18 protein-coding genes and 1 pseudogene are annotated in these 21,968 nt (G+C 73.8%); 12 read left to right on the top strand and 7 right to left on the bottom strand.

Features of this window, described 5'->3' with window-relative positions; all coding sequences use genetic code 11:
- Positions 1–22 precede the first annotated feature (22 nt).
- The 4 genes from ABT118_RS25990 (at position 23) to ABT118_RS25975 (ending at position 7,801) form a co-directional block, all read left to right on the top strand.
- Positions 23–712, top strand: a complete 690-nt coding sequence (locus ABT118_RS25990) for an SACE_7040 family transcriptional regulator (RefSeq protein WP_350673523.1) — start codon at positions 23–25, stop codon at positions 710–712.
- A gap of 147 nt (positions 713–859) precedes the next feature.
- Positions 860–2,026 (top strand): 4-hydroxybenzoate 3-monooxygenase, encoded by a 1,167-nt coding sequence (locus ABT118_RS25985; RefSeq protein ID WP_350673521.1) that lies wholly within the window; start codon positions 860–862, stop codon positions 2,024–2,026.
- A 152-nt stretch (positions 2,027–2,178) separates the two neighbouring features.
- Complete coding sequence (locus tag ABT118_RS25980; protein ID WP_350673519.1) at positions 2,179–3,900, top strand: methyltransferase; 1,722 nt, start codon at positions 2,179–2,181, stop codon at positions 3,898–3,900.
- A 226-nt stretch (positions 3,901–4,126) separates the two neighbouring features.
- Complete coding sequence (locus ABT118_RS25975; RefSeq protein ID WP_350673515.1) at positions 4,127–7,801, top strand: ABC transporter ATP-binding protein; 3,675 nt, start codon at positions 4,127–4,129, stop codon at positions 7,799–7,801.
- A 48-nt stretch (positions 7,802–7,849) separates the two neighbouring features.
- Here ABT118_RS25975 and ABT118_RS25970 read toward each other — a convergent pair whose 3' ends face one another.
- The 4 genes from ABT118_RS25970 to ABT118_RS25955 form a co-directional block, all read right to left on the bottom strand.
- Positions 7,850–8,476, bottom strand: coding sequence for an isochorismatase family protein (locus ABT118_RS25970; protein WP_350673512.1), 627 nt, complete (start codon positions 8,474–8,476; stop codon positions 7,850–7,852).
- A gap of 82 nt (positions 8,477–8,558) precedes the next feature.
- Entirely contained in the window at positions 8,559–9,560 is a 1,002-nt protein-coding gene (locus tag ABT118_RS25965; protein WP_350673509.1) for a GlxA family transcriptional regulator, read from the bottom strand.
- 107 nt (positions 9,561–9,667) lie between these two features.
- Positions 9,668–10,963 (bottom strand): methyltransferase family protein, encoded by a 1,296-nt coding sequence (locus ABT118_RS25960; RefSeq protein WP_350673505.1) that lies wholly within the window; start codon positions 10,961–10,963, stop codon positions 9,668–9,670.
- On the bottom strand, positions 10,960–11,922 hold the full coding sequence (locus tag ABT118_RS25955; protein ID WP_350673503.1) for a hypothetical protein: 963 nt from the start codon (positions 11,920–11,922) through the stop codon (positions 10,960–10,962). Before ABT118_RS25955 ends, ABT118_RS25960 begins: the two co-directional genes overlap by 4 nt.
- Positions 11,923–12,000: 78 nt before the next feature.
- Between ABT118_RS25955 and ABT118_RS25950 the strand changes: the two genes are divergently transcribed.
- Genes ABT118_RS25950 through ABT118_RS25940 form a run of 3 tightly spaced genes read left to right on the top strand, consistent with a single transcriptional unit; the run spans position 12,001 to position 13,695 of the window.
- The gene (locus ABT118_RS25950) at positions 12,001–12,663 is read left to right on the top strand and encodes a TetR/AcrR family transcriptional regulator (RefSeq protein ID WP_350673500.1); all 663 of its coding nucleotides are present in this window, start codon (positions 12,001–12,003) and stop codon (positions 12,661–12,663) included.
- Between the two features lie 28 nt (positions 12,664–12,691).
- On the top strand, positions 12,692–13,243 hold the full coding sequence (locus ABT118_RS25945) for an RNA polymerase sigma factor (protein ID WP_350673498.1): 552 nt from the start codon (positions 12,692–12,694) through the stop codon (positions 13,241–13,243).
- Positions 13,240–13,695 (top strand): hypothetical protein, encoded by a 456-nt coding sequence (locus ABT118_RS25940; RefSeq protein WP_350673494.1) that lies wholly within the window; start codon positions 13,240–13,242, stop codon positions 13,693–13,695. Before ABT118_RS25945 ends, ABT118_RS25940 begins: the two co-directional genes overlap by 4 nt.
- 7 nt (positions 13,696–13,702) lie before the next feature.
- Here ABT118_RS25940 and ABT118_RS25935 read toward each other — a convergent pair whose 3' ends face one another.
- The gene (locus tag ABT118_RS25935) at positions 13,703–14,581 is read right to left on the bottom strand and encodes an alpha/beta fold hydrolase (protein ID WP_350673489.1); all 879 of its coding nucleotides are present in this window, start codon (positions 14,579–14,581) and stop codon (positions 13,703–13,705) included.
- Between the two features lie 257 nt (positions 14,582–14,838).
- Here ABT118_RS25935 and ABT118_RS25930 point away from each other — a divergent pair, with 257 nt between their 5' ends.
- On the top strand, positions 14,839–16,044 hold the full coding sequence (locus tag ABT118_RS25930) for an MFS transporter (protein WP_350673483.1): 1,206 nt from the start codon (positions 14,839–14,841) through the stop codon (positions 16,042–16,044).
- Here ABT118_RS25930 and ABT118_RS25925 read toward each other — a convergent pair.
- A complete protein-coding gene (locus ABT118_RS25925) occupies positions 16,031–16,903 on the bottom strand; it encodes an ATP-grasp domain-containing protein (protein ID WP_350673893.1) in 873 nt (290 codons plus the stop codon). The genes ABT118_RS25930 and ABT118_RS25925 overlap by 14 nt on opposite strands.
- A gap of 77 nt (positions 16,904–16,980) precedes the next feature.
- Between ABT118_RS25925 and ABT118_RS25920 the strand changes: the two genes are divergently transcribed.
- Positions 16,981–17,484: an NUDIX hydrolase gene (locus tag ABT118_RS25920; RefSeq protein ID WP_350673480.1), complete on the top strand. Its 504-nt coding sequence runs from the start codon at positions 16,981–16,983 to the stop codon at positions 17,482–17,484.
- Between the two features lie 55 nt (positions 17,485–17,539).
- On the opposite strand, the gene ABT118_RS25915 is transcribed toward ABT118_RS25920, so the two are convergent.
- On the bottom strand, positions 17,540–18,637 hold the full coding sequence (locus ABT118_RS25915; protein ID WP_350673475.1) for an ABC transporter substrate-binding protein: 1,098 nt from the start codon (positions 18,635–18,637) through the stop codon (positions 17,540–17,542).
- Between the two features lie 274 nt (positions 18,638–18,911).
- On the opposite strand from ABT118_RS25915, the pseudogene trpS reads away from it, so the two are divergent.
- The 3 genes and pseudogenes from trpS to ABT118_RS25900 all read left to right on the top strand — a co-directional run bounded on the left by trpS (position 18,912) and on the right by ABT118_RS25900 (position 21,715).
- Positions 18,912–19,918, top strand: a pseudogene (gene trpS / locus ABT118_RS25910) (tryptophan--tRNA ligase).
- Positions 19,919–19,980: 62 nt separating this feature from the next.
- A complete protein-coding gene (locus ABT118_RS25905; protein WP_350673471.1) occupies positions 19,981–20,943 on the top strand; it encodes a S66 peptidase family protein in 963 nt (320 codons plus the stop codon).
- A gap of 10 nt (positions 20,944–20,953) precedes the next feature.
- Positions 20,954–21,715, top strand: coding sequence for a nucleoside/nucleotide kinase family protein (locus tag ABT118_RS25900; protein ID WP_350673468.1), 762 nt, complete (start codon positions 20,954–20,956; stop codon positions 21,713–21,715).
- Positions 21,716–21,968 lie beyond the last annotated feature (253 nt).

Genomic DNA, 21,968 nt, shown 5'->3' with positions numbered 1-21,968 from the left:
CCCACTGTCTACGATGGGTGGCATGCCGAACGTCCCCGCAGCCCCCGCAGTCCCGCGCCGCGACCAGATCCGCAAGGAGGCGGCCCGGCTGTTCGCCGCGCGCGGCTTCCTCGGCGTGGGCGTGGACGAGATCGGCAAGGCCGTCGGAATCAGCGGCCCGGCGCTCTACCGCCACTTCCCCGGCAAGGACGCGATGCTCGCCGATCTGCTCATCGGCATCAGCGAGCGACTCCTGGAGGAGGGCCGCCGCCGAGCGGGTGAGGCGACCGCCCCGAACGGCGCGCTGGACGCCCTGATCGTCGGGCATGTCGACTTCGCGCTGGACGACCGGGACTTGATCACCCTGCACGACCGCGAGCTGCTGCACCTCAAGGAGGAGGACCGGCGCCGGGTCCGCCGGCTCCAGCGGTCCTACCTCGAACTCTGGGTCGAGGTGGTCCGGCAGACCTACCCGGGTCTGGCCGAGCCGACCGCCGAGTCGACCGCTCGTACCGCCGTGCACGCCGTCTTCGGCCTGCTCAACTCCACCCCGCACAGTGCCGACCGCACCGGCCTGTCCCGGGGTGCGATGGCCGCCCTGCTGCGCGGGCTCGCCCAGGGTGCCTTCGTGGCCGCCGAGCAGGCCGTCGCCGAGCAGGTCGCTGCCGAGGCGATCGGCACTGAAGCGGGCGGCGTCGAGCAGGTCGTCGCACAGCAGGCCGACGGCGAATAGGCCGTGCTCACGGGGTGTCCGAGACCCCGGGCCGCAGCTTGATCCGGCATACGGGTGAACTTCTCCGCTCGCCGCCCCGGGGACTGCCTATGATCCACTTTCATGACAGAGAGTCAGAGCTTACGAGCCGTCGGTCACCAAGCTGACGTGGTCATCCTCGGAGCCGGGCCCGCCGGACTGGTGCTGGGCAACGTACTGCTCGCGGCAGGCGTGGACTGCGTGATCCTGGAGCGCGCCGACCGGGCCCGGTTGGCCGCCCGTCCCCGTGCCGGCTTCCTGGCGCCCAACACCGTGCGGGTGCTGGACCGGCACCGCCTCGCCGAGGGCCTGCACCGCCACGGCCGGGAGCACGCGGCCTGCGAGTTCCGGACCGAGGACGGGAGCTTCCGCCTCGACTACGGTGCTCGCGGCCGGGGCGAGCGGCACACGGTCTACCCGCAGCACTTACTGGTGGGCGACCTGCTGGCGCACTTCCAGCAGAACGGCGGGCAGGTACGTTTCGGCGTCGAAGCGCTGGCCGTCCTCGACACCCGGACCAGCCGCCCCCGGGTCACCGCCCGTCGGGCCGACGGGCCGCCGGAGACCTGGCAGGCCCGGTACGTGGCCGGCTGCGACGGACGACACGGTGCGGCCCGCCGCTCGCTCCCGCCGGGTGCCTTCCGGCACCACCGGTACGACCACGGCGTCTCCTGGCTCGGTCTGCTCGCCGAGGCGCCGCCGAGCCTGGACGCGGTCGGCTACGCCGTCCACCCCAACGGCTTCGCCGGGCACATGGCGCGGACCTCCTCGGTCACCCGCTACTACCTCCAGACCGGGCGCGGCGGTTCGCCCGAGGACTGGTCCGAAGCCCGGATCTGGCGCGAGTTGGAGCTGCGGATGCGGGCCGCCGAGCACGGTCCGCTGCACCACGGCCCGATCGTCCAGCGCACCCTGGTCGACTTCGAGTCCGACGTGATCGAACCACTGCGCCACGGCTCGCTCTTCCTCGCCGGCGACGCCGCGAGCCTGCTCTGCCCGGCCGCGGCCAAGGGGGCCAACCTCGCCGTCCTGGAGGCGGAGCTGCTGGCCGAGGCCCTGGTCGCGGACCTGCTGCACGGCGAGGCCGGGGGGCTCGCCACCTACTCGGAGCGGTGCCTGCGGTACATCTGGCGTGCGCAGGAGTTCTCGCACTGGATGGTCCGCCTCCTGCACGCCGCGCCCGGCGACGAGGCCGGAGCGCCGTTCCACGATGCCCTGCGCCGCTCGCGCCTGGACTCGTTGCGCAGCTCGCGCAGCCACCAGGACTGGTTCGCCGAGCACTACGTCGGTGTCTGAGGCGCCTTAGGCGTCTGAACCCTTCCGGAGAACCGTTTCACCCCGCAATGCCGGTCCCGTGGCACCCCCATGCCCGGATCCGGCAGCTCGCCCCGGTCACGGCGCCCACCGCAGAAGTGGTGCCCCGCCCAAGAAATCGAGGACACGTCAGCATGACCGCCACCACCACCTGTCCGACCGACCTGGACCGGTTGACCGAGACGGTCGACTTCGTCCGGCAGCAGGACACCGCCACCCTGCTGCCGCTCCTGCTCCCCGGGCTCGACCCGCTCGAACTGGCCGCGCTGGTGGACGGCTGCCGCTTCTCCCACGCGGCACTGCTGGTCTTCCCGTCCTCCCCGGAGGCACAGCGCGCGCTCCTGGCCGACGCCGGACTGCCCCCCGACACCACGACGTGCCCCAGCGTGGTGGTCCGGGACCGCCTGGCGGCCCGTCACGGGCGCGACCCGGCGGAGCTGGACGTGCGGATCCTCCGCCCCCGGGTGGCCGGGACGGGCCGTACGGTCGAGGTGTTCGCGCTGCCCGTCCCGCCCGGTTCGGACCTCACCGCGCTGGCCGGGCACGAGCGCCTCCACGACCACGAGGCCCATCTCGCACTGGAGGTCGCCCAGCCCGATCCCCTGCTGCTGCGCGGCCTGTGCGCGCTGCTGACCCGGCACGGCGCGGCCGCCGACGGGGGCGGTTACAACCCGCACGAGGACGGCACCGTCCTCTACTACACGGCGCCGGCCGGCTCCAAGACCGGGTACCGGAGGCTGGAGCTCTACGTCCCCGGCGAGCACCCCGACGTCCTCGCCGCCCATCTGGCCCGGTACCGGGCCGGTCGACCTGCGGAAACGCTCCTGCGCCTGCTGACCGGGGCGTGGACCACCCAGGCCCTGGCCGTCTTCGCCGAACTCCGGCTGCCCGACGCCCTCGACACCCGGGCCGGGTCCGGCGTACCGGCCCTGGCCCGGACGGTCGGCGCCGACCCGGACACCCTGGGCTCACTGCTGCGCTACCTCGCGATGCTCGACGTGGTGGCGGCCGACGGGAACGGCTACCGGCTGACCGAGATCGGCGCGCTGCTGCGCACCGGCGTCCCGGCTTCGATGCGCTCGCTCGCCCTGATGTACGGCGGTCCGTTCTACCGGTCGTTCGCCGCCCTCGGGCACACGGTCCGGACGGGCGAGGTCGCCTTCGACCACCTGCACGGCGAGAACCACTTCGACCACTTCGCCCGCGACCCCGAACTCGCGGCGCTCTTCGACGACTCGATGGCCGCGAGCTCGCAGATGTTCGACCCGCTCGCCGCCCACCCCGTCGTCACGGCGGCGGCCCGCGCGTCCACCCCCGGCACGGTGGTCGACATCGCGGGCGGGAACGGGGAGCTCCTGCGCCGCCTGCTCGGCGCTCACGCCGGACTGAAGGGGGTGCTGCTCGAACGCCCGCAGGCCGTCGAGGCCGCCCGCCGGGCCCTGGATGCGGCAGGCCACGGCGACCGGTGCACGTACGTGGCGGGTGACTTCGCCGACGTCCCGGCGGGCGGGGACGTCTACCTGCTCTCCCGGATCCTGCACGACTGGGACGACGACCGGTGCCGGGAGATCCTGCGGCACTGCGCCCGCGCGATGCCCGACCACGCCGACCTGCTGGTGCTGGAGCGGGTCCTCCCCGACGACGACTCGCCCTCCCTCGCCGTCGCCTGGGACCTGCACATGCGCTGCAACGTCGGCGGCCGCGAACGCCGGGGCGACCACTACGCCCGGCTCCTCGCCGACGCGGGCCTGGTCCTGGTGGACACCGCCCGGCTCCCGCTGGAGGCCGCCGTCCTGCACGCCCGCAAGGCCGGAGCCGCCGTCCCCGGCCAGGCCAGCCGCACCGGCGGCGCCTAGGACCTAGGACGCACTGCGGCGGTGCTCGCCGAGACCAAGCCGAGCACCGCCGCAGCCCTAGGACCAACGGCGGGTCCGACCGGGTTCGTTCGCCCGGTCCGGTCGAGCGGGTCGACGGTCCATCCTGGTCGGGCGGGAAGCAGCACGGCCGGAGCGCTGTTCGGTCCGATGCGTGCCCGCCGAAAAGCGACGGGGGCGGACGATGAAATGGTTAGTATCCCTAAATATGCCTGAGACTCACGGAACCACAGTCGAGCAGGGTTGGCTCCGCCGGCTGGTCGGCTACAGCTGGCGGCACCGGCGCAACGTGCTGCTCGCCTTCGGCGCCTCACTGGTCGGCATGGCGGTCACCGCCGCCGTCCCGCTGATCACCAAGGTGATCATCGACGACGTGATCACCACCCACACCCGGTCGCTCACCCCGTGGGCGGCCGCGCTGCTGGTGGCCGCCGCCCTGGTCTTCGTCTGCACCCAGATCCGCCGCTACTACGGCGGCCAGCTGGCGGTGGACGTCCAGCACGACATGCGCAGCGACCTGTTCCGCTCGCTCACCCGGCTGGACGGCGACCGGCAGGACCGGCTGGACACCGGCCAGGTGGTCGGCCGCGCGACCTCGGACCTCCAGCTCATCGTCGGCCTGCTGTCGATGCTGCCGATGATGACCGGCAACGTCCTCATGTTCGGCATGTCCGTGCTGGTCATGCTCTGGCTCTCGGTGCCGCTCACCCTGGTCGCCCTGGTGATGGGCCCCGCCCTCTGGTGGTTCGCCACCCTCAGCCGGAAGCGGCTGTTCCCCGCGACCTGGGCGGCCCAGCAGGAGGCGGCCGCCGTCGCCGGAGTGGTGGACGGCGCGGTCGGCGGCGTCCGGGTGGTGAAGGGCTTCGGCCAGGAGGCCCAGGAGCGGGCCAAGCTGGAGCGCGCCTCGCGCGAGCTGTTCGGGGCCCGGCTCCGCTCGATCCGGCTGAACAGCGTCTACAACCCGGCGATGCAGGCCATCCCCGCCCTCGGCCAGGTCGCGGTGCTGGCCCTCGGCGGCTGGCTGGCCGTCCGGGGCGAGGTCACCCTGGGCACCTTCGTCGCCTTCTCCACCTACCTGGCCCAGCTCACCGGCCCGGTCCGGATGCTCACCATGGTGATCACGGTCGGCCAGCAGGCCAGGGCCGGGGTCGAGCGGGTGCTCCAACTCGTCGACCAGCGCCCGAAGGTGCAGGAGCGCTCGGACGCGCTCGACCTCACCACAGCGGCACAGAGCATCGGGCAGGCTCCCGCGATCGAGTTCGACCGGGTCGACTTCGCGTACGGCGAGGCGGCCCCGGTCCTGCACGGCCTCGGCTTCCGGCTGGCCGAGGGCGAGACACTGGCCCTGGTCGGCGGCTCGGGTTCGGGCAAGTCGACCGTCGCCCAGCTCATCCCGCGCTTCTACGACGCCACCGGCGGCGCGGTCCGCCTCTACGGCCACGACGTCCGGGAGCTGACGCTCGATTCGATCCGGGCCACCGTCGGCATCGTCCCGGAGGAGAGCTTCCTGTTCTCCGACACCGTCGGCAGCAACATCGCCTACGGCCGCCCCGACGCCACCGAGGCCGAGATCGAGGCCGCGGCCCGGGCCGCCCAGGCGGACGGCTTCATCCGCGAACTCCCGGACGGCTACGCCACCAAGGTCGGCGAGCAGGGCCTCACCCTCTCCGGCGGCCAGCGCCAGCGGATCGCGCTGGCCCGGGCGATCCTGAGCGACCCGCGGATCCTGCTGCTCGACGACGCGACCTCGGCGGTCGACCCGCAGGTCGAGGCCGAGATCCACCAGGCCCTGCGCGGCGTGATGGCCGGCCGGACCACCCTGCTGATCGCGCACCGCCGCTCCACCCTCCAACTCGCCGACCGGATCGCGGTGCTGGACCGGGGCCGACTGGTCGACCTCGGTACGCACGAGGAACTCGACGCCCGATGTCCGCAGTACCGCGCCCTGATCAGCGACCCGGACGCGCTGCTCGCCCCGGACGGGGCGGTCGAGCCGGCCGAGCCGGAGCAGACCCCCGAGCAGGAGCCCGAGGCGGCGAGCACCGTCGACCCCGAGCTGCTCGCAGCGGTCGCCGCCCTGCGGCCCGCCACCGACACCCCGGCCATTCCGGTCGAGCGGGCCGAGGCCGGTGACCCGGACTTCAGCCTGCGCCGCCTGCTCGCCCCGTTCCGGGCCCCGCTCGCCGTCGCCCTGCTGCTGGTCGCGCTGGACGCGGCCGCCGGGCTGACCCTGCCGATCCTGATCCGGCACGGCATCGACGACGGTGTCAGCAAGGCCGCGATGGCCGGTGTGGCGACCGCCTCGCTGCTCGCCCTCGCCGTCGTGCTGCTCGACTGGGCGGTGCAGACCGCCGAGGCCAGGGTCAGCGGCCGGACCGGTGAACGGGTGCTCTACACCCTGCGGTTGAAGATCTTCGCCCACCTCAACCGGCTCGGCCTGGACTACTACGAGCGCGAGCTCTCCGGCCGGATCATGACCCGGATGACCACCGACGTCGACTCGGTGTCGAGCTTCCTGCAGACCGGGGTGGTCACCGCCGTGGTCAGCCTGTTCACCTTCTTCGGCATCTTCGGCGCGCTGCTGGTGATCGACGCGGGCCTGGCCGTGATGGTGTTCGCCGTGCTGCCGGTGCTGGCGGTCGCGACCCTGGTGTTCCGCCGCAAGTCCAGCACCCAGTACCAGATCTCCCGGGACCTGATCAGCACGGTCAACGCCGAGCTGCAGGAGAACGTCGCGGGCATGCGGATCGTCCAGGCGTTCCGCCGGCAGAACGTCAACACCGACCGCTTCGTGGCCAGCGGCCTGGCCTACCGGCACTCCCGGGTCAAGGCGCAGTGGTACATCTCGCTGTACTTCCCGTTCGTCCAGTTCCTGTCCAGCGCCGCCGCCGCGCTGGTGCTGATCGCCGGTGCGGGCCGGGTCGAGGCGGGCACCCTGACGATCGGTGCGCTGGTCGCCTACCTGCTCTACATCGACCTGTTCTTCGCGCCGGTGAACCAGCTCTCGCAGATCTTCGACGGCTACCAGCAGGCCGCCGTCGGCCTCGGGCGGATCCGCGAGCTGCTCCGGACACCGACCAGCACCCCGGACGCCGAGCACCCGGTGCCGGTGAAGAAGCTGCGCGGCGAGATCACCTTCGAGGACGTCAGCTTCGCCTATCTCGCCGGTGGTGACGGGCAGTCGGACGTGCTGACCGGCATCAACCTGCACATCCCGGCCGGGCAGACCGTGGCCCTGGTCGGCGAGACCGGCGCGGGGAAGTCGACGCTGGTCAAGCTGGTGGCGCGGTTCTACGACGCGACCGGCGGCAGCGTCCGGATCGACGGCACCGACATCGCCGCGTACGACCTGGCCGAGTACCGGCACCGGCTCGGCGTGGTCCCGCAGGAGGCGTACCTGTTCGCGGGCACGGTGCGCGACGCGATCGCGTACGGGCGGCCGGAGGCGGACGACGCCGAGGTGGAGGCGGCGGCCCGGGCGGTCGGCGCGCACGAGATGATCGTCCGGCTGAGCGGCGGCTACGCGCACCGGGTCACAGGTCGCGGCCGCAACCTGTCGGCCGGCCAGCGCCAGCTGATCGCGCTGGCCCGGGCCGAACTGGTCGATCCGGACGTGCTGTTGCTGGACGAGGCGACCGCCGCGCTCGACCTGGCCACCGAGGCCGCGGTCAACCGCGCGGCCGACCGGATCAGCGGCGGCCGCACCACGCTGGTGATCGCCCACCGCCTGACCACCGCCGAGCGGGCCGACCGGGTCGTCGTGCTGGACCACGGCCGGGTGGTCGAGGACGGTACGCACGAGGGGCTGCTGGCCGAGGACGGCGCGTACGCCCGGCTCTGGCGGGCCTTCGTCGCGGACAGCCACCAGGAGCAGCGGGTCTAGCACCGTGGGTCGGGCTCACCAGGGTCGGGCCCGACCCACGGCGGAGCGTCAGGCGGTCAGCTCGTCCACCGTGGCGACGACCGTGCCGAACAGGTCGGCGATGGTGGTCAGCGCGGCGGTCTGCAGGGCCGCGGCGGGCAGCACGGCGCCGTCCGGGCCGGGCAGCGAGCGGGTGGCGGTGGCCTCGGCGACGACGGTGGGCCGGTAGCCCCGGTAGAAGGCGCCCTCGGCGGTGAAGGTGACGCACATGTGGGTCATGAAACCGGCCAGCACCAGCTCCGTCCCCGCCCCCAGCTCGCGCAGGGTCTGCTCCAGCTTGGTGTCGTGGAAGCCGTTGGGCACGCGCTTGACCACGACCGGCTCCCCGTCGATCGGGGCGACCTCGGCGCAGATGGCGCCGATCTCCGCGCTGATGTCGTAGGGGGTGCCCGCACCGCCGTCGTTCACGATGTGGATCACCGGGACACCGGCGGCGCGGGCGGCCGCCAACAGGCGGGCACCGGCCGCGAGCGCCTCCTGCGCGCCCTCCAGCGCCATCACGCCGGTGGTGTAGGTGTGCTGGAAGTCGATCAGGACGAGGGCGGTGTCGGCGAACCGGGGGAGCCGGTCGTCCAGGCCGCTCACCTGGCGCAGGGTGGCCGAAGCAGCGGTCGGAGCGGTGGTCGAAGCAGTCATCACAGGTTTCCTGTTCAGTGAGGGCAGGCGGGCATGAGGGCATGGCGAAGCCGCCCGACCTGCGCGATGGGGTGAGGGTGTTTCAGCTGGTGGTGGTGCGGAAGCGGCGCCGGTAGGCCGCCGGGGTGGTGTCGAGCTGCTTGCGCAGCGCCCGGTGCAGGGTCTCCACCGAACCGAACCCGCTGCCGGCGGCGACCTGCTCCAACGGCAGGTCGGTGCCCTCCAGCAGTCGGCGGGCCGCCTCCACCCGGGCGGCCTCGACGTAGGCGGCCGGGCCGGTGCCGGTCTCCTGCCGGAAGACCCGGGCGAAGTGGCGTGCGCTCAGCGACATCCGCCCGGCCAGCGCCGCCGCGGAGAGGTCGTGGTCGAGGTGCTCCGCGATGTACGTCCGCAGTTCCTCGATGTCCCGCCGGGAGGCGGCGGGGCGGCTCAGCGGTACCGAGAACTGGCTCTGCCCGCCCTGGCGCTTGAGGTACATCACCAGTTGCCGGGCCACGGCCAGCGCGACCTGTTCGCCGAGGTCCTCGGCCACCAGGGCCAGCGCCAGGTCCATGCAGGCGCTGATGCCGGCCCCGGTCCAGACCTTGCCGGACCGGACGAAGATCGGGTCCGGGTCGACCGTCACCGCCGGGTGGTCGGCGGCCAGTTGGGCGGCGGTCGACCAGTGGGTGGTGGCCCGCTTCCCGTCCAGCAGCCCGGCGGCGGCCAGCAGGTGGGCACCCACGCAGACCGATGCCACCCGTCGGGCCTGGGGCGCGACGGTCTTCACCCAGGCCACCACGTCCTGGTCGATCCGGGCGACCGGGCCGTCCGGGTGCAGGTCCACCGCGCCGGGGACCAGCACGGTGTCCAGCACGCCGCCGCCGTCGGGCCCGGTGAAGGAGTCGAAGGAGAGGTCGGCGATCAGCCGCACCCCGGCCGAGGTGGTGACCACGCCGGAGGACGGACCCGCCAGTTGGACCAGGTAGCCCGCGCGGCCGCCGGTCTCCCGGTTGGCCAGCGCGAACACCTCGGCCGGACCGGTCACGTCGAGCAGGTCGACGTCCGGGAAGACCGCGATGACGATTCGGCGGGAACTGGACATGCACCCATCGTGGTCGGCGGCCCGGGCATCCGCAATGACGCCCTTCTGTCAGATCCGGACAGCGGCCCCGGGGGGCCGGAGTGACGCGCCGCCAGCCCCGCCCGCCGTCACCCCCGCCCGGCCGGCGTCCGGAGTTCGCGCGGACCGCCCGCGGTGGCGTCGGCGATCAGCTGGGCCAGGGCGGCCAGGCCGGGGATCAGCAGGGTCCAGCCGAGCAGGGCCCAGCCGAGGTGGAAGTGCTGCAGCGCCCGGCCGAGTGCGGCCACGCCCTCGGCCCGGTCGCGGCCGTCGGCGGACTCGTAGGTGATCCGGCTGAGTCCGGCCGGGTGGTCCTCGGCCGCGCGGACGGTGAGGGCGACGGGCGAGCGGGCGATGATCCAGCGGCCCACGCCGCTGCACACGCCACAGGTCCGGGCGACGTGGATGCTGGCGGGCGCGGTGCCGGCCCACGGGCGCAGCCGGGGGAGCCAGGGCCGCACCCCGGCGGTGTACTCGCTCCAGCCGGGGCCGTACCGCCGGTCCAGTTCGGCGCCCTCGTGCCAGCTGGCCAGCCCGGCGCTGTACGCCACGCAGACGCCGGCGGCGGCGAGCATCCAGGCGTTGCCGGTGAACGCGGCCAGCACCAAGTGGCAGAGCACCAGCGAGAGTTGGATCGGGTTGCGGACATACGCGTACGGGCCGCTGGTCACCAGCCGGTGCGGCGGGTCGTACGGCAGCGGGGTGCCGCCGCCGCGCACCACGAACTCGCGGACGGCGGCGATCCCGAGCAGCGCGGGGACGGCCAGCACCTGGACGCCGGTGCTGAGGACGGTGCCGTGCGGGAGCCTGGCGCCGGCGGCCGCCAGGGGCAGGACGATCATCAGCAGGCCGGCCAGCAGGACCTGGGCGCCGGCCCGCAGTCGCAGCCGTTCGCCGCGGGCGGTCCAGCGGGCCAGCAGCAGTCCGGGCAGCAGGCAGAGCGCGATCGCCACCGACTCGCCGTACAGCCAGTGCTCGCCGAGTCGGACCACGGGGCTGAGCAGCGGCATCGCGGCGAGGTCGAGCCAGCCGAGCAGGGCGGCGGTGAGCGGCCACGGCAGCCGGTCGGCGGCGAGCGGGGGCAGTACGCCCCAGAGCAGCACCCAGCCGAGCAGCAGGTCGACGGGCAGGCCGGCGACGGTGCCGCCGTCGGCCCCGAAGCTCCACCAACCGGCCCGCTCGGCCAGCAGGTTGACCCCGGGCAGCAGGGCGAGCTGCCAGGCCCCGCCGACGATGGCGGCCGCGATGCCGGCCCTGGTCGGCCGCCGGACGGCCGCCGCCGCGACCACCGCGAGCAGCGGGACGAAGAGGCAGGCCGCCCGGATCAGGGCCGGACCGGTGGCGACGACCGCGTCGGCGGCGGTGGACCCGGCGGGAAGGGTCATGGCGTGAAGGTGTCGGCGAGGTAGTTGGCGGCCTGCTCCATGCCGTAGCTCTGGATCGGCCCGAAGTACCAGCCCGGGTTGTAGGTCCGCTCGTAGCCGAGCTGCCAGGTGACCCGGGTGCCGCCGTCGGCGGTGGGCGTCCAGCTGACCTGGGAGGTCTTGAAGTTCAGCCAGCGGGCGGTGGTGGAGTCCTGCTCGATCCGGAACAGCACCCGGCCCTGCTCGTGCTCGGCGACCCGCAGCGTCATGGAGCGCTGGGTGGGGGTGGCGCCGATGCCCAGCGACTTGCGCGGGTTGAAGGCGATCAGCCGTCCGTCGCCGACCGCGAGGCCGCTGCCGGTGACCTGCTGCGGCCTCGGGAAGGGGACCTTGAGGAAGACCGGACGGGGGGTGCCGAAGACGGGCGGGGCGGCCAGCGCGGCCTCGAACTGATCCGGCGTCACGGACAGCGTCCGGGTCACCGAGACGGTGCTGTCGGGGGTGGTCGTGCCGTTGACACCGGTCAGCACGGCCAGGCCGAGCAGCGGGGCGAGCGCGACGGCGTTCAGGCGCTGCCGGCCGTCGGGGCCGCGGCGGCGGCCGCGGTCGACGGCTCCACCGATGCAGGCCGCCACCAGGTAGAACAGCGGTGCCGCGATCAGCAGGCAGATGATGCCTTCGTTGAGCAGCGGTCCGGCCAGCGCCAGCCCGATGGTGACGGAGGCCAGCGCGGTGCCGGTGGCGCTGGTCGGCCGGGCTCCCGCGGCCACGGTGATGGCGATCACGGCCGGCAGGCCGACGTAGAACAGCGCGGTCTGCTCCAGCCCGCCCGCGTGCAGCACCTTGTAGCCGAGCATCGCCAGGAAGAGCGCCACCAGGACGGCCACCAGCTTGCGCCGGGCCGAGGACCGGGCGGCTGCGGCCGGTTCGGCATAGCTCGCACTGTCCGGAATGTCGCTTCTGTCCTGATGCTCAGTCATGTCCCGCCCCTTAACCGCTCGGTTTAATCACTCGATTAAACCGTATGATGAACGAACCTAGGGACCGGGGGCAAGAGCATGGCGACGACGACGGACAGCGGAGTCCAGACCAAGGAGCGGCTGATCGAGGCCGCGACGAGGGTGCTGACCACGCACGGGTACGCGGGCTCCAGCGCCCGGGTGATCGCGAAGGAGGCGGGGGTCAACTCGGCCCTGGTCTTCTACCACTTCGGCGGGGTCGACCCGCTGCTGCTGACCGCCTTCGATCGGGTCTCCGCGGTGCGGATGGCCAAGCACGCGGAGACCGTGGCGGACGTCCGCACGCTGGAGGAGCTGGCCGCCGCCGCCGAGCAGATCTACCGCGACGACCTCGACGGCGGCCACATCACGATGTTCTCCGAGCTGGTCACCGCCGCCGTCGCCCGACCGGAGCTGCGCGCCCCGGTCGCCGAACGGGCCGAGCCGTGGCTCCAGTTCATGGAGTCCACGCTGGAGCGGGTGATCGGCGGCACCCCGCTGGCCCGGCTCACCCCGCCCAGGGATCTGGCCAACGCGGCGATCACCTTCTACCTCGGGGTCAACCTCTTCACCGTGCTCGACGCGGACCGGAGCCGGACCGAGTCCCTGTTCGCGATGGCCAAGCGGCTCGCCCCGCGCGCCAGGCTGCTCACCATGCGGCTGCCCGGCCGCCGCCGCCCGCCCGCCCCGGTCCAGGCGGACCCGGGACCGACCGAAGGCTGACGGACGGTCAGCGGTAGCGTTCCGGGCGATGGACGACGACGCACGGCCCTGGGACGTGGCCGCGCCGCTGGTACGGGCGGCGCAGCGCGGCGACGCCCTGGCCATGGACGACCTGCTCGGACTGGTGACCCCGTACGTCACCCGGCTCTGCGCGCCGATCGCCCCGGCGGACACCGCCGACGCGGTGCAGGAGTCGCTGCTCGCCGTGTTCCGCGGCCTGCGCGGCCTGCGCGATCCGCTGGCCTTCTACGGCTGGGTCCGGGCGGTCACCGTCCGGGAGGCGGTCCGGGTGGCCCGGCGGACGGCCGGCGAGACCCCGGCCGACCCCGAGCAGATCACCCGGCTGCGCGACCTGCTGCCCGCCGCGGCGGAAGCGGCCGGAGCCGGGACCGAACTGACCACGGAGGTACGGGACCTGCTGGCCCGGCTCCCGGTCCGGCACCGCACCGTGCTGGTCCTGCGCGACCTGGAGGGCCTGGACGAGCGGACCATGGCCGAGCTGCTCGACATCCCCGAGGGCACCGTGAAGTCGCGGCTGAGCAGGGCCCGCTCCTCGTTCCGGAAGGCGTGGACCCGGTGAACGGACCTGACCCGATCGCGCGGCTGCGGGTGGTCGCGGCGGGGCTGCGCGCCCCGGTGTACGCCGAGCGGCGGCTCGACCTGCCGTTCGACCTGGTCTGGGCGGTGGTCGCCGACCTGGAGCGGGAGCTGCCGCACCTGATCCCCTTCGTCCGGGAGTTCCGGGTCCCGGCGGGGGACAGCGAGCGCAAGCGGGCCACGGCCGTGGACGCCCTGGGCGTCCGGGGGCCGTTCGAGGTCCGGCTCGCGCCGGGGTGGTGCCTGATGCAGTCCCGGCTGGTGACGATGGGCATGGCGGCGGTGCCGGACGGCACCGGGACCCGGCTCGCGGTCTGCGGTGCCGTCCGGCCGGCCCTGCTCGGGCCGGTGCAGCGCGGGTACCGGCGGCTGCTCGGCGAGCGCCGGGCCCGGGCCTTCTTCCGCGCGGTGGAGCGCCGGGCCGCGCTGCGCTGACGCCCCCTCAGCCGGTCCTGGCGATCAGCTCCCGGAGCGCCCCGGCCACCTGGGCCGGGCACTCCTCGTGCAGGTGGCCGCCGACCCCGGACAGCACCGACACGGTCAGGTCGTCGGCGTTCGGCTCGCCGCCCAGCAGGGCCGGCGGGATCACCGGGTCGTGCTCGCCGCCCAGCACCACCGTGGGCACGGCCAGCCGGTGCCGCCGGTGCGTCCCCCGGACGCCCGCCGGGATGTCGCGCAGCACGTACTGCCAGAACAGCGACTGCCCGGCCCGGGCCGAGACCCGGGTCGCCTCGGTGAACTCGGCCAGCTCCGCCGCCGACCAGCCGCTGCGGTCGGCCACGCCCCGGCGGAGCAGGTAGCGGGTGAAGGCCGGCCAGTGCCGCAGCACCAGCCGCCCGACCACCGGGTACTCGACGAAGGTGGTGAACCACATCCGCCACAGGTTGGGCAGCACCTGGCGGTGCGGCGTCCAGGGGTGCGCCATGTTCAGCGCCAGGAAGGCGCGGAACCGCTCCGGTGCCCGCTGGCAGATCCGGAAGCCCACCCCGGCGCCCCAGCTGTGCCCGACCAGCGTCACCCGGTCCAGGCCGAGCGCGTCCAGCAGCGCCAGCACGTCCGCGCCGAGCGAGTCGGTGTCGTAACCGCGCCGGGTCTGCTCGGACCAGCCGAAGCCGCGCAGGTCCACGCAGATCAACCGGTGGTCGGCGGCCAGCAGCGGGACCAGCCGCCGCCAGGCGTACCAGTGCTGCGGGAAGCCGTGCAGCAGCAGCACGGGCTCGCCGCAGCCGAACTCGGCCAGGTGCAGGCGGGTGCCGCGCACGCTCACCCACCGGTGCTCGGCCCCTTCCAGCTGCGGCATCGGACGGTTGCTGACGGCCATGAGGACTCCCTTTTCCGACTGCGGTCGTCCGGTCAGGAGTCGCACCGCCCGGCAGAGGTTCCCTCGGGTTTCCGCGCACCCCGGAGCAGACCGTTCGATCACGGAGCGATCTCGGGCGGGACGCAACTGTGCAGCTCGGCGATTGCGAAGCGATTCTGACGGGACGTCACCCGGGGTGCTCCTGATAGACAGACCGGGCGACCGGCCCGGAGTCCGGAAGCGACTCCCCGGTCCACCCTGGTCGAGAGGCCATGCCCATGTCTTCGCGGACGGGGCGCAGCTCTGCGCGCCTTGCCACCACCGCCCTGGTGACGCTGTTCTCCGCCGGGTACCTGCCCGCCTACCTGCTGCCGACCGTGGTCGGCCGGCTGGTCACCGGCTTCGGCCTGACCACCCCTCAGGCCGGAGCGGTCGGCAGTGCCCTGCTGCTCGCCTCCGCCGGGACCGGCCTGCTGCTGGCCGGCCGGGTCCGGGACCTCGGGCCGGTCCGGCTGGCCAGGGCCGGGCTCGGGCTGCTGGTGGCCGGCGGTGCGCTCGCGGCCGGTGCCACCGGGCTCCCGCAACTGCTGGCCGGTTGCCTGCTGACCGGCGTCGGCGCGGGCACCGCGACGGCGGTGGCGGCGGTCGCGGTAGCCGCCTCGGCGGATCCGCAGCGCAGCTCCGCGTTCGGGTTGCTGGCCACCTCCTGCGTGGCCGCCGCGCTCTTCCTGCTGCTGCCCCGGCTCGGCGACGGGCACCCGCTGCCGTTCGCGGCCCTGGCCTGCTGGGCGGCGACGGCGCTGCTGACGGCGGGTCGGCTGACCCTCGACCGGGCACCGGCCCGGCCCCGGACCGGGACCAGGACGCCGCTGCCCCGGCGGCTCGCCGGCTGCGTCCTGGCCGGCGCGATGATGCTCTGGTCGATGGCGCAGAACGCCCTGTGGGGCGTCAGCGGACAGATCGGCCTGACCCGGGTCGGGCTCTCCGAGCAGGCGATGGGCCTGGTCTTCGCGCTGGCACTGGTCGGCGGACTGCTCGGGGTGACGCTGGCCGGCGCGGTCGGCGCCCGGCTCGGCCGGGCGCTGCCGATCGGCGTCGGCACGGCGGTGATCGCGCTCTGCGTGCTGCTGACCGGCAGCGCCGAGTCGGTCGCCCCGTTCGCACTCGGCGAGGTGCTCTGGAACACCTGCTACCCGCTGGTGCTCACCTACCTGATCGGCCTGGCCGCCGCGCTGGACCGGGGCGGCCGCTGGGCGGTGCTGGCCGGTTCGGCCTCCTCGCTCGGCGTGGCCTGCGGTCCGGTGGCCGGTACGGCGCTGTCGGCGGTGGCCGGGTTCCCCGGGATGGGCCTGACCCTCGGCGGGCTGCTGGCCGCGGTCGCGGTCCCGCTGGTCCTGGTCGCCCGCCGCCGGCCGGCACCGGCGGTGTTCATCCCGGCCCAGCGGGTCGGCGCGGTCGGAGCGTCGGCCCTCAGCCGGCGCTGACCGCGAGCAGCGCCGACAGCAGCCGACCGAGGTCGGCGCCCCGCGGCAGGTCGCTGACCTGGCCGTCCCCGACCTCGACCACCCGCCAGGCGCCGTCCCCGGCCGCCTGGGCCAGATCGGTGGTGACGAAGCGACAGCCCAGCCCCCGGACCAGCTGCCGCACCCCGTCGAGCTCCGGCCGCACCACCGCATCGGGGCCGTCCGGGTGCGGCCCGACCAGGACCGGCTCGCCGTCCAGCCACCAGACCCGGGCCTCCACCGCCCGCCCGTCCCCGTCCCGGCGGAACTCCTCGAACCGCCGCAGCACCACACCCCCGGTCAGGAACTCCTCCTGCAGCTCCACGAAGCGCTCCACCACCCGCGCCAGCCCGGCCGGATCGCCCAGCTCCGGCACGTAGCAGGCCTCGGCCCACTCGTGCTTGCGGGACTTCACGTAGTCCTTGACGATCGCGGGCCCCCGCCCGCCCAACTGCCGGGCCGCCTCGGCGAGCTGCTCCGGCGTCGGCCCCTTGGTGCCGGGCATCCAGACGCTCTCCGGCGTGCTGCCCTCGAAGACCGGGTACCAGCCGGGCAGTTCATGGGCGTCCGCGTACGAGGCGGGTGAGGTCAGCAGCGGCCGCCCGCGCTCGGCGAGCGCCGCCGACAGCGCCGCGTACGCCGGGACCGGCACCATCCAGCCCCGGTACCAGAGCGGCCCGCCGCCCGCGGGCACCCGCCGCACCGCCGCCCGGACGTCCCCGGCCAGCAGCGCGTCGTGGTCGAGCAGCACCCAGCCGCCGCCCAGCTCCTCCACCCGGCGGGCCTCCCGGAGGTAGTGCGGGTCGGGGCGGCCGGGGGTCAACGGGTCGGCAGGCAGCATGATCACGGGCTCAGGGTAGAACCTGGGCGCCGGAATTCCACTGGTCCGACGCGACGGGGTTCTGCCAGGGTGACCCGATGCGAACTCCGAGGCGGGCGGCCAGGACCGCCGTACTGGAACCCGGCGGTGCGGTCTTCCTGCTGCGTTCCGACAACAGCGAGGTCGGTGTCCACTGGAACATGCCGGGCGGCGGCATCGAGGACGGCGAGTCGCCGACCACCGGGGCCAGACGGGAGCTGTGGGAGGAGACCGGCTGGACGGACCTCGGGCCGGGCCCGCTGCTCTGCACCTGGGAGCACGACTTCACCTGGCACGGCATCCCGGTCCGGCAGTCCGAGCACATCTACCTCGCCCGGGGCCCCCGGCGCGGCCCGGTCGGCGACGTCAGCGAGGTGCACCGGGCCGACCACATCCTGGACTGGCGGTGGTGGACGCCCGAGCAGCTGGCCGACCCGGCGGCCGACCCGTTCTGGCCGCCGGAGCTGCCCCGGGTGCTGGACGGCGTCCGGGACGACTGGCTGGCCGGGCGCGGCACCGTGACGCCGGTCCACTTCGGCTACGTGCCCAACCGGCCGCGCTGACCCCGGCCCACCCGGTGGGGGTGACGGCCCGTCACCCCCACCGGGCCCCCGGGCCTCACGGGGCGACGAAGCCCTGGAGGTCCTTCAGCACCGCGTTGGCCGCCATCACGCCGAGGCCGAGGAACCAGGTCTCGTCCGCGACCGGCCTGGCCTGACCCGCCTTGACCGCGCCCAGGGTCTTCCACAGCGCGCCGCCGAGCACCGCGTCCTGACCGGTCGAACTCGGCGAGCCGTACACGCCGTAGAAGACCCAGTCGGCGTCGGCCTTGTCGATCTGCTCGGCGCTGACCTCCACCGCCAGCTCCTTGACCTGCTCGATCTTCGGCTGCGGCAGCGGGATGTCGGCCAGCAGGGTGCCGATGAAGGAGAGTTCGGCGTACAGCCGGATCTTGCCCGGCATGAAGCGCAGCGGCGTGATGGCCGGCGGCTTGCCGCCGGTGCTCGCGCTCACCTTCGCGCCGATCTCCTTGGCCGCGGCCCGGTACGCCGCCAGCTGGGCCCCGGCCTCCGCCTCCAGGCCGAACGGCGTGGCGTTCAGCGCGAAGTTCTCCTTCCACGGGTAGCCCGGGCGGATCGAGAACACGGTCGGGGCGATCTTCGACAGCGCCGCGTACTGGTCCTGCGCGCGCAGCTGGCTGCCCAGGATCAGGTCGGGCTTGAGGGCGGCGATCGCCTCCAGGTTGAGGCTGGAGATGGTGCCGACACTGGCCGGGGTGCCGGCCTGCGCCTTGAGGTACGCCGGCATGGTCTTCGAACCGTCGGTGTACGCGACGCCGACCGGCTGGATCCCGAGCGCCACCACGTTGTCCAGCTCGCCGGTGTCCAGCACCACCACCCGGACCGGCTTCTTCGGGATCACGGCGCTGCCCATCGCGTGCCGGACGGTGCGCGGGAAGACCCCGGCGGCCGCGTCGGTGCCGAAGCCCTTCATCTTCTCGACCACCGTGGCGTAGTCGTCGCCGCCCTGGGTGACCGACTTCTGGTTCACGCCCGCGCCGGCCGACGGGCTCGCCGCCGCACCGCCGCCGGATCCGCTCCCCGAGCTGCCGCAGGCGGTGAGCAGCCCGCCGAGTCCGACCACGGCACCGCCGGTCAGGCCGGCGGCGAGGAAGGTGCGACGGGAGGAGGTCCGGTCGGCGGAGGTGGGGGCCACGCGCTGCTCCTTGTACGAATCAGGATGAGGTAAGGCAAACCTATCCGATCGATTGAAAGGTATTGAACCGGCCCGAAAGGCCCTGCCGCCGCCCGGTCCGGCTCGCTACGCTGGAGCCATGAAGCAGCAGCCGTGCCTGAACTGGTGGCCGTCCTAGGGCGGCCACCCCTCCATGCACGACTCCAGGGCCGTCCGACCGGACGGCCCTGTTGCGTTCCCGCGGGGCTCCCCGGCGGACCGGTCCGACACACCGTCAGACCCCGAGGAGCACCTGATGCAGTTCGAGACCGTCCAGCAGCACCCCGAGCGGTACCGCGTCCTGACCGGCGACCGCCCCACCGGCCCGCTCCACCTCGGCCACTACTTCGGCACCCTGCACAACCGGGTCGAACTCCAGCGGATCGGCGTCGAACTCCTGCTGGTGGTGGCCGACTACCAGACCCTCACCGACCGGGACCGGGCCGAGCGCCCCGCCGAGCACGCCGAGGACCTGGTCCTCGACTACCTGGCCGCCGGCGTCGACCCGGAGCGGACCACGATCTTCACCCACAGCTCCGTCCCCGCGCTGAACCAACTGCTGCTCCCCTTCCTCAGCCTGGTCAGCATCGCCGAACTCGGCCGCAACCCCACCGTCAAGGACGAGATCGCCCACTCCAGCCAGGCCGCTGTCAGCGGGCTGATGTTCACCTACCCCGTCCACCAGGCCGCCGACATCCTGTTCTGCAAGGCCAACCTGGTCCCGGTCGGCCGCGACCAGCTCCCGCACCTGGAGACCACCCGCACCATCGCCCGCCGCTTCAACGACCGGTACGGCACCGAGCTCTTCCCCGAACCGCAGGCCCTGCTCTCCGAGGCACCCCTGCTCCCCGGCACCGACGGCGGCAAGATGAGCAAGAGCCGGGGCAACGCGATCGCCCTCGGCGCGAGCGCGGACGAGACCGCCCGGCTGATCCGCACCGCCACCACCGACGCCGACCGGCACATCACGTACGACCCCGAGCACCGGCCCGGCGTCTCCGGCCTGGTCCAGCTCGCCGCACTCTGCCAGGGCCGCGAACCGCCGAGGTCGCCGCCGCGATCGGCGACGGCGGCGCGGCCGCACTCAAACGCCACGTCACCGAAGCGGTCAACGAGTACCTCCGCCCGCTCCGCGCCCGCCGGGCCGAACTCGCCACCGACCGGGCGCTGCTGCGGTCCGTCCTGGACGCCGGCGCCGAGCGGGCCAACGCGATCGCCGAGGACACCCTGGCCGAGGTTCGCGCCGCGATGGGTATGAGGTAGGCATGTCGGCGGGCGTACGGCGCGTACGCCCGCCGACCCCCTGAACCGGAAAGGTGCTGACGATGCCTCAACAGCCCTCTCAGCAGCCCTGGACCACCGACCGCCGGGCCCGCCGACTGGTACCGGGCGACCGGGTGGCGCTGGTCGCCACCAGCGGCGCCATCGATCCCGAGCAGCTCACCGCGGGCACGGAGATCCTCCGCTCCTGGGGGCTGGAGGTCGTCCCCGGCGAGCACCTGGGCGACCGCCACCTCGGCTACCTGGCCGGCACCGACGCCGGGCGGGCCGCCGACTTCCAGCGCGCCTGGCTCGACCCCACCGTCGCGGCCGTCATCTGCGCCCGCGGCGGCTACGGCGTCCAGCGGATGATCGACCTGCTCGACTGGGACGCCCTGCGGGGCGCCCCGCCGAAGGCCCTGGTCGGCTTCAGTGACATCACCGTCCTGCACGAGGCCGTCGCCCAACGCCTCGGCGTCCCCACCCTCTACGGTCCGATGGGCACCGGCGCCACCTTCATCGCCGACCGCCCCACCGCCGAACACCTGCGCCGGACCCTCTTCACCCCCGCCGAGACGCTGGTGGTCGGCGGCACCACCGCCGGTGCGCTCGTCCCCGGCACCGCGCACGGCATCACCGCCGGCGGCTGCGCCAGCCTGCTCGCCGCCGAACGCGGAACCGCCACCGCTCGCCCCTCCTTCGCCGGCACCCTCCTGCTATTGGAGGACGTCGGCGAGCAGCCCTACCAGCTCGACCGGATCGTCACCCAGCTGCTCCGCTCCGGCGCACTCGACGGCGTCGCCGGGATCGCGCTCGGCTCCTGGGAGGACTGCGGCCCGCTCGACCGGGTCCGCGAGGTGCTCCACGACCGGCTCGCCCCGCTCGGCGTCCCGGTCGCCTGGGAACTCGGCTTCGGCCACTGCCCCTCCACCGTCACCGTGCCGCTCGGCCTGCCCGCCACCCTCGACGCCGACGCCGGGACGCTCACCTATGACGTACCGGTTCTCAGCGGCGGACTCGCTGAGTAGGGTGCGCCCCATGCACGAGGAAGCCCGCGCGGCTCGCACCAGTGACCCGTCCCGTACCGCCTCCGCCTCCGCCTCCGCTGTCCCGGCCGGGCCGACCGCTCCGGCGGCGCTGGTCGAACTGGCCGCCCGCCTGCTGAACGGGCGCACGGTCCACAAGGGCCGCTCCCTCCTCGGCCTCACCGGCCCGCCGGGCGCGGGCAAGACCACCCTCGCCCGGTACCTGGTCACCGAGATCAACCGGACCGAGGGCCCCGGCACCGCCGCCTACCTCCCACTGGACGGCTTCCACCTGGCCAACGCCCAGCTCGACCGCCTCGGCCTGCGCAGCCGGAAGGGCTCACCCGAGAGCTTCGACTCGCTCGGCTACCTCGCCCTGCTGCGCCGGGTCACTGTGGAACGCTTCAACGACGTCTACGCCCCCGGCTTCGACCGCAGCCTGGACGAGCCGGTGGCCGGCCGCCACGTCGTGCAGCCGCACACCCGCCTGGTGGTGACCGAGGGGAACTACCTCGGCAACGACGATTCCCCCTGGAGCTCGGCCCGCGCCCTGCTGCACGAGCTCTGGTACATCGAGGCGGAGGACAGCCTCCGGGACCAGCGGCTGATGCAGCGTCACGTGGCCGGCGGCCGGACCCCGCAGGCGGCCCGGGACTGGATCACCGGCAACGACGACCCCAACGGCGTGTACGTGAAGCAGGGCCGGACCGCCTGCACCCGGGTGGTCCGAGCTGGCGGTTTGCCTCAGGACGACAGCGGGGGTAGTGTTCTCTAGTCGCTCGGCAGGGAGCACCGGACACGCATCGGCGCGGACGGTCCCGGGGTGGCCAATCCTCTGAAACACCTTCTGATCGAACTGGTTCGCGCTTTCGCGCGGGGTGGGTCTATTTGTCGTGTGCGTTTATATGGATTGCGGTCGGATTCGCTTTGTGAAGCGGGGATCGGCTAGAGTTTGAAACGTCGGACAGGCCGTCAGGTCGGTTACGGCACAAGCTTCTTGAGGATCCGGAAGCGCGGAACGGCCGGTC

The organism is Kitasatospora sp. NPDC002040 (assembly GCF_040296785.1).
In the GTDB taxonomy this organism is placed as follows: Bacteria; Actinomycetota; Actinomycetes; order Streptomycetales; family Streptomycetaceae; genus Kitasatospora.
This window is presented reverse-complemented; position numbering and strand designations above follow the sequence as displayed.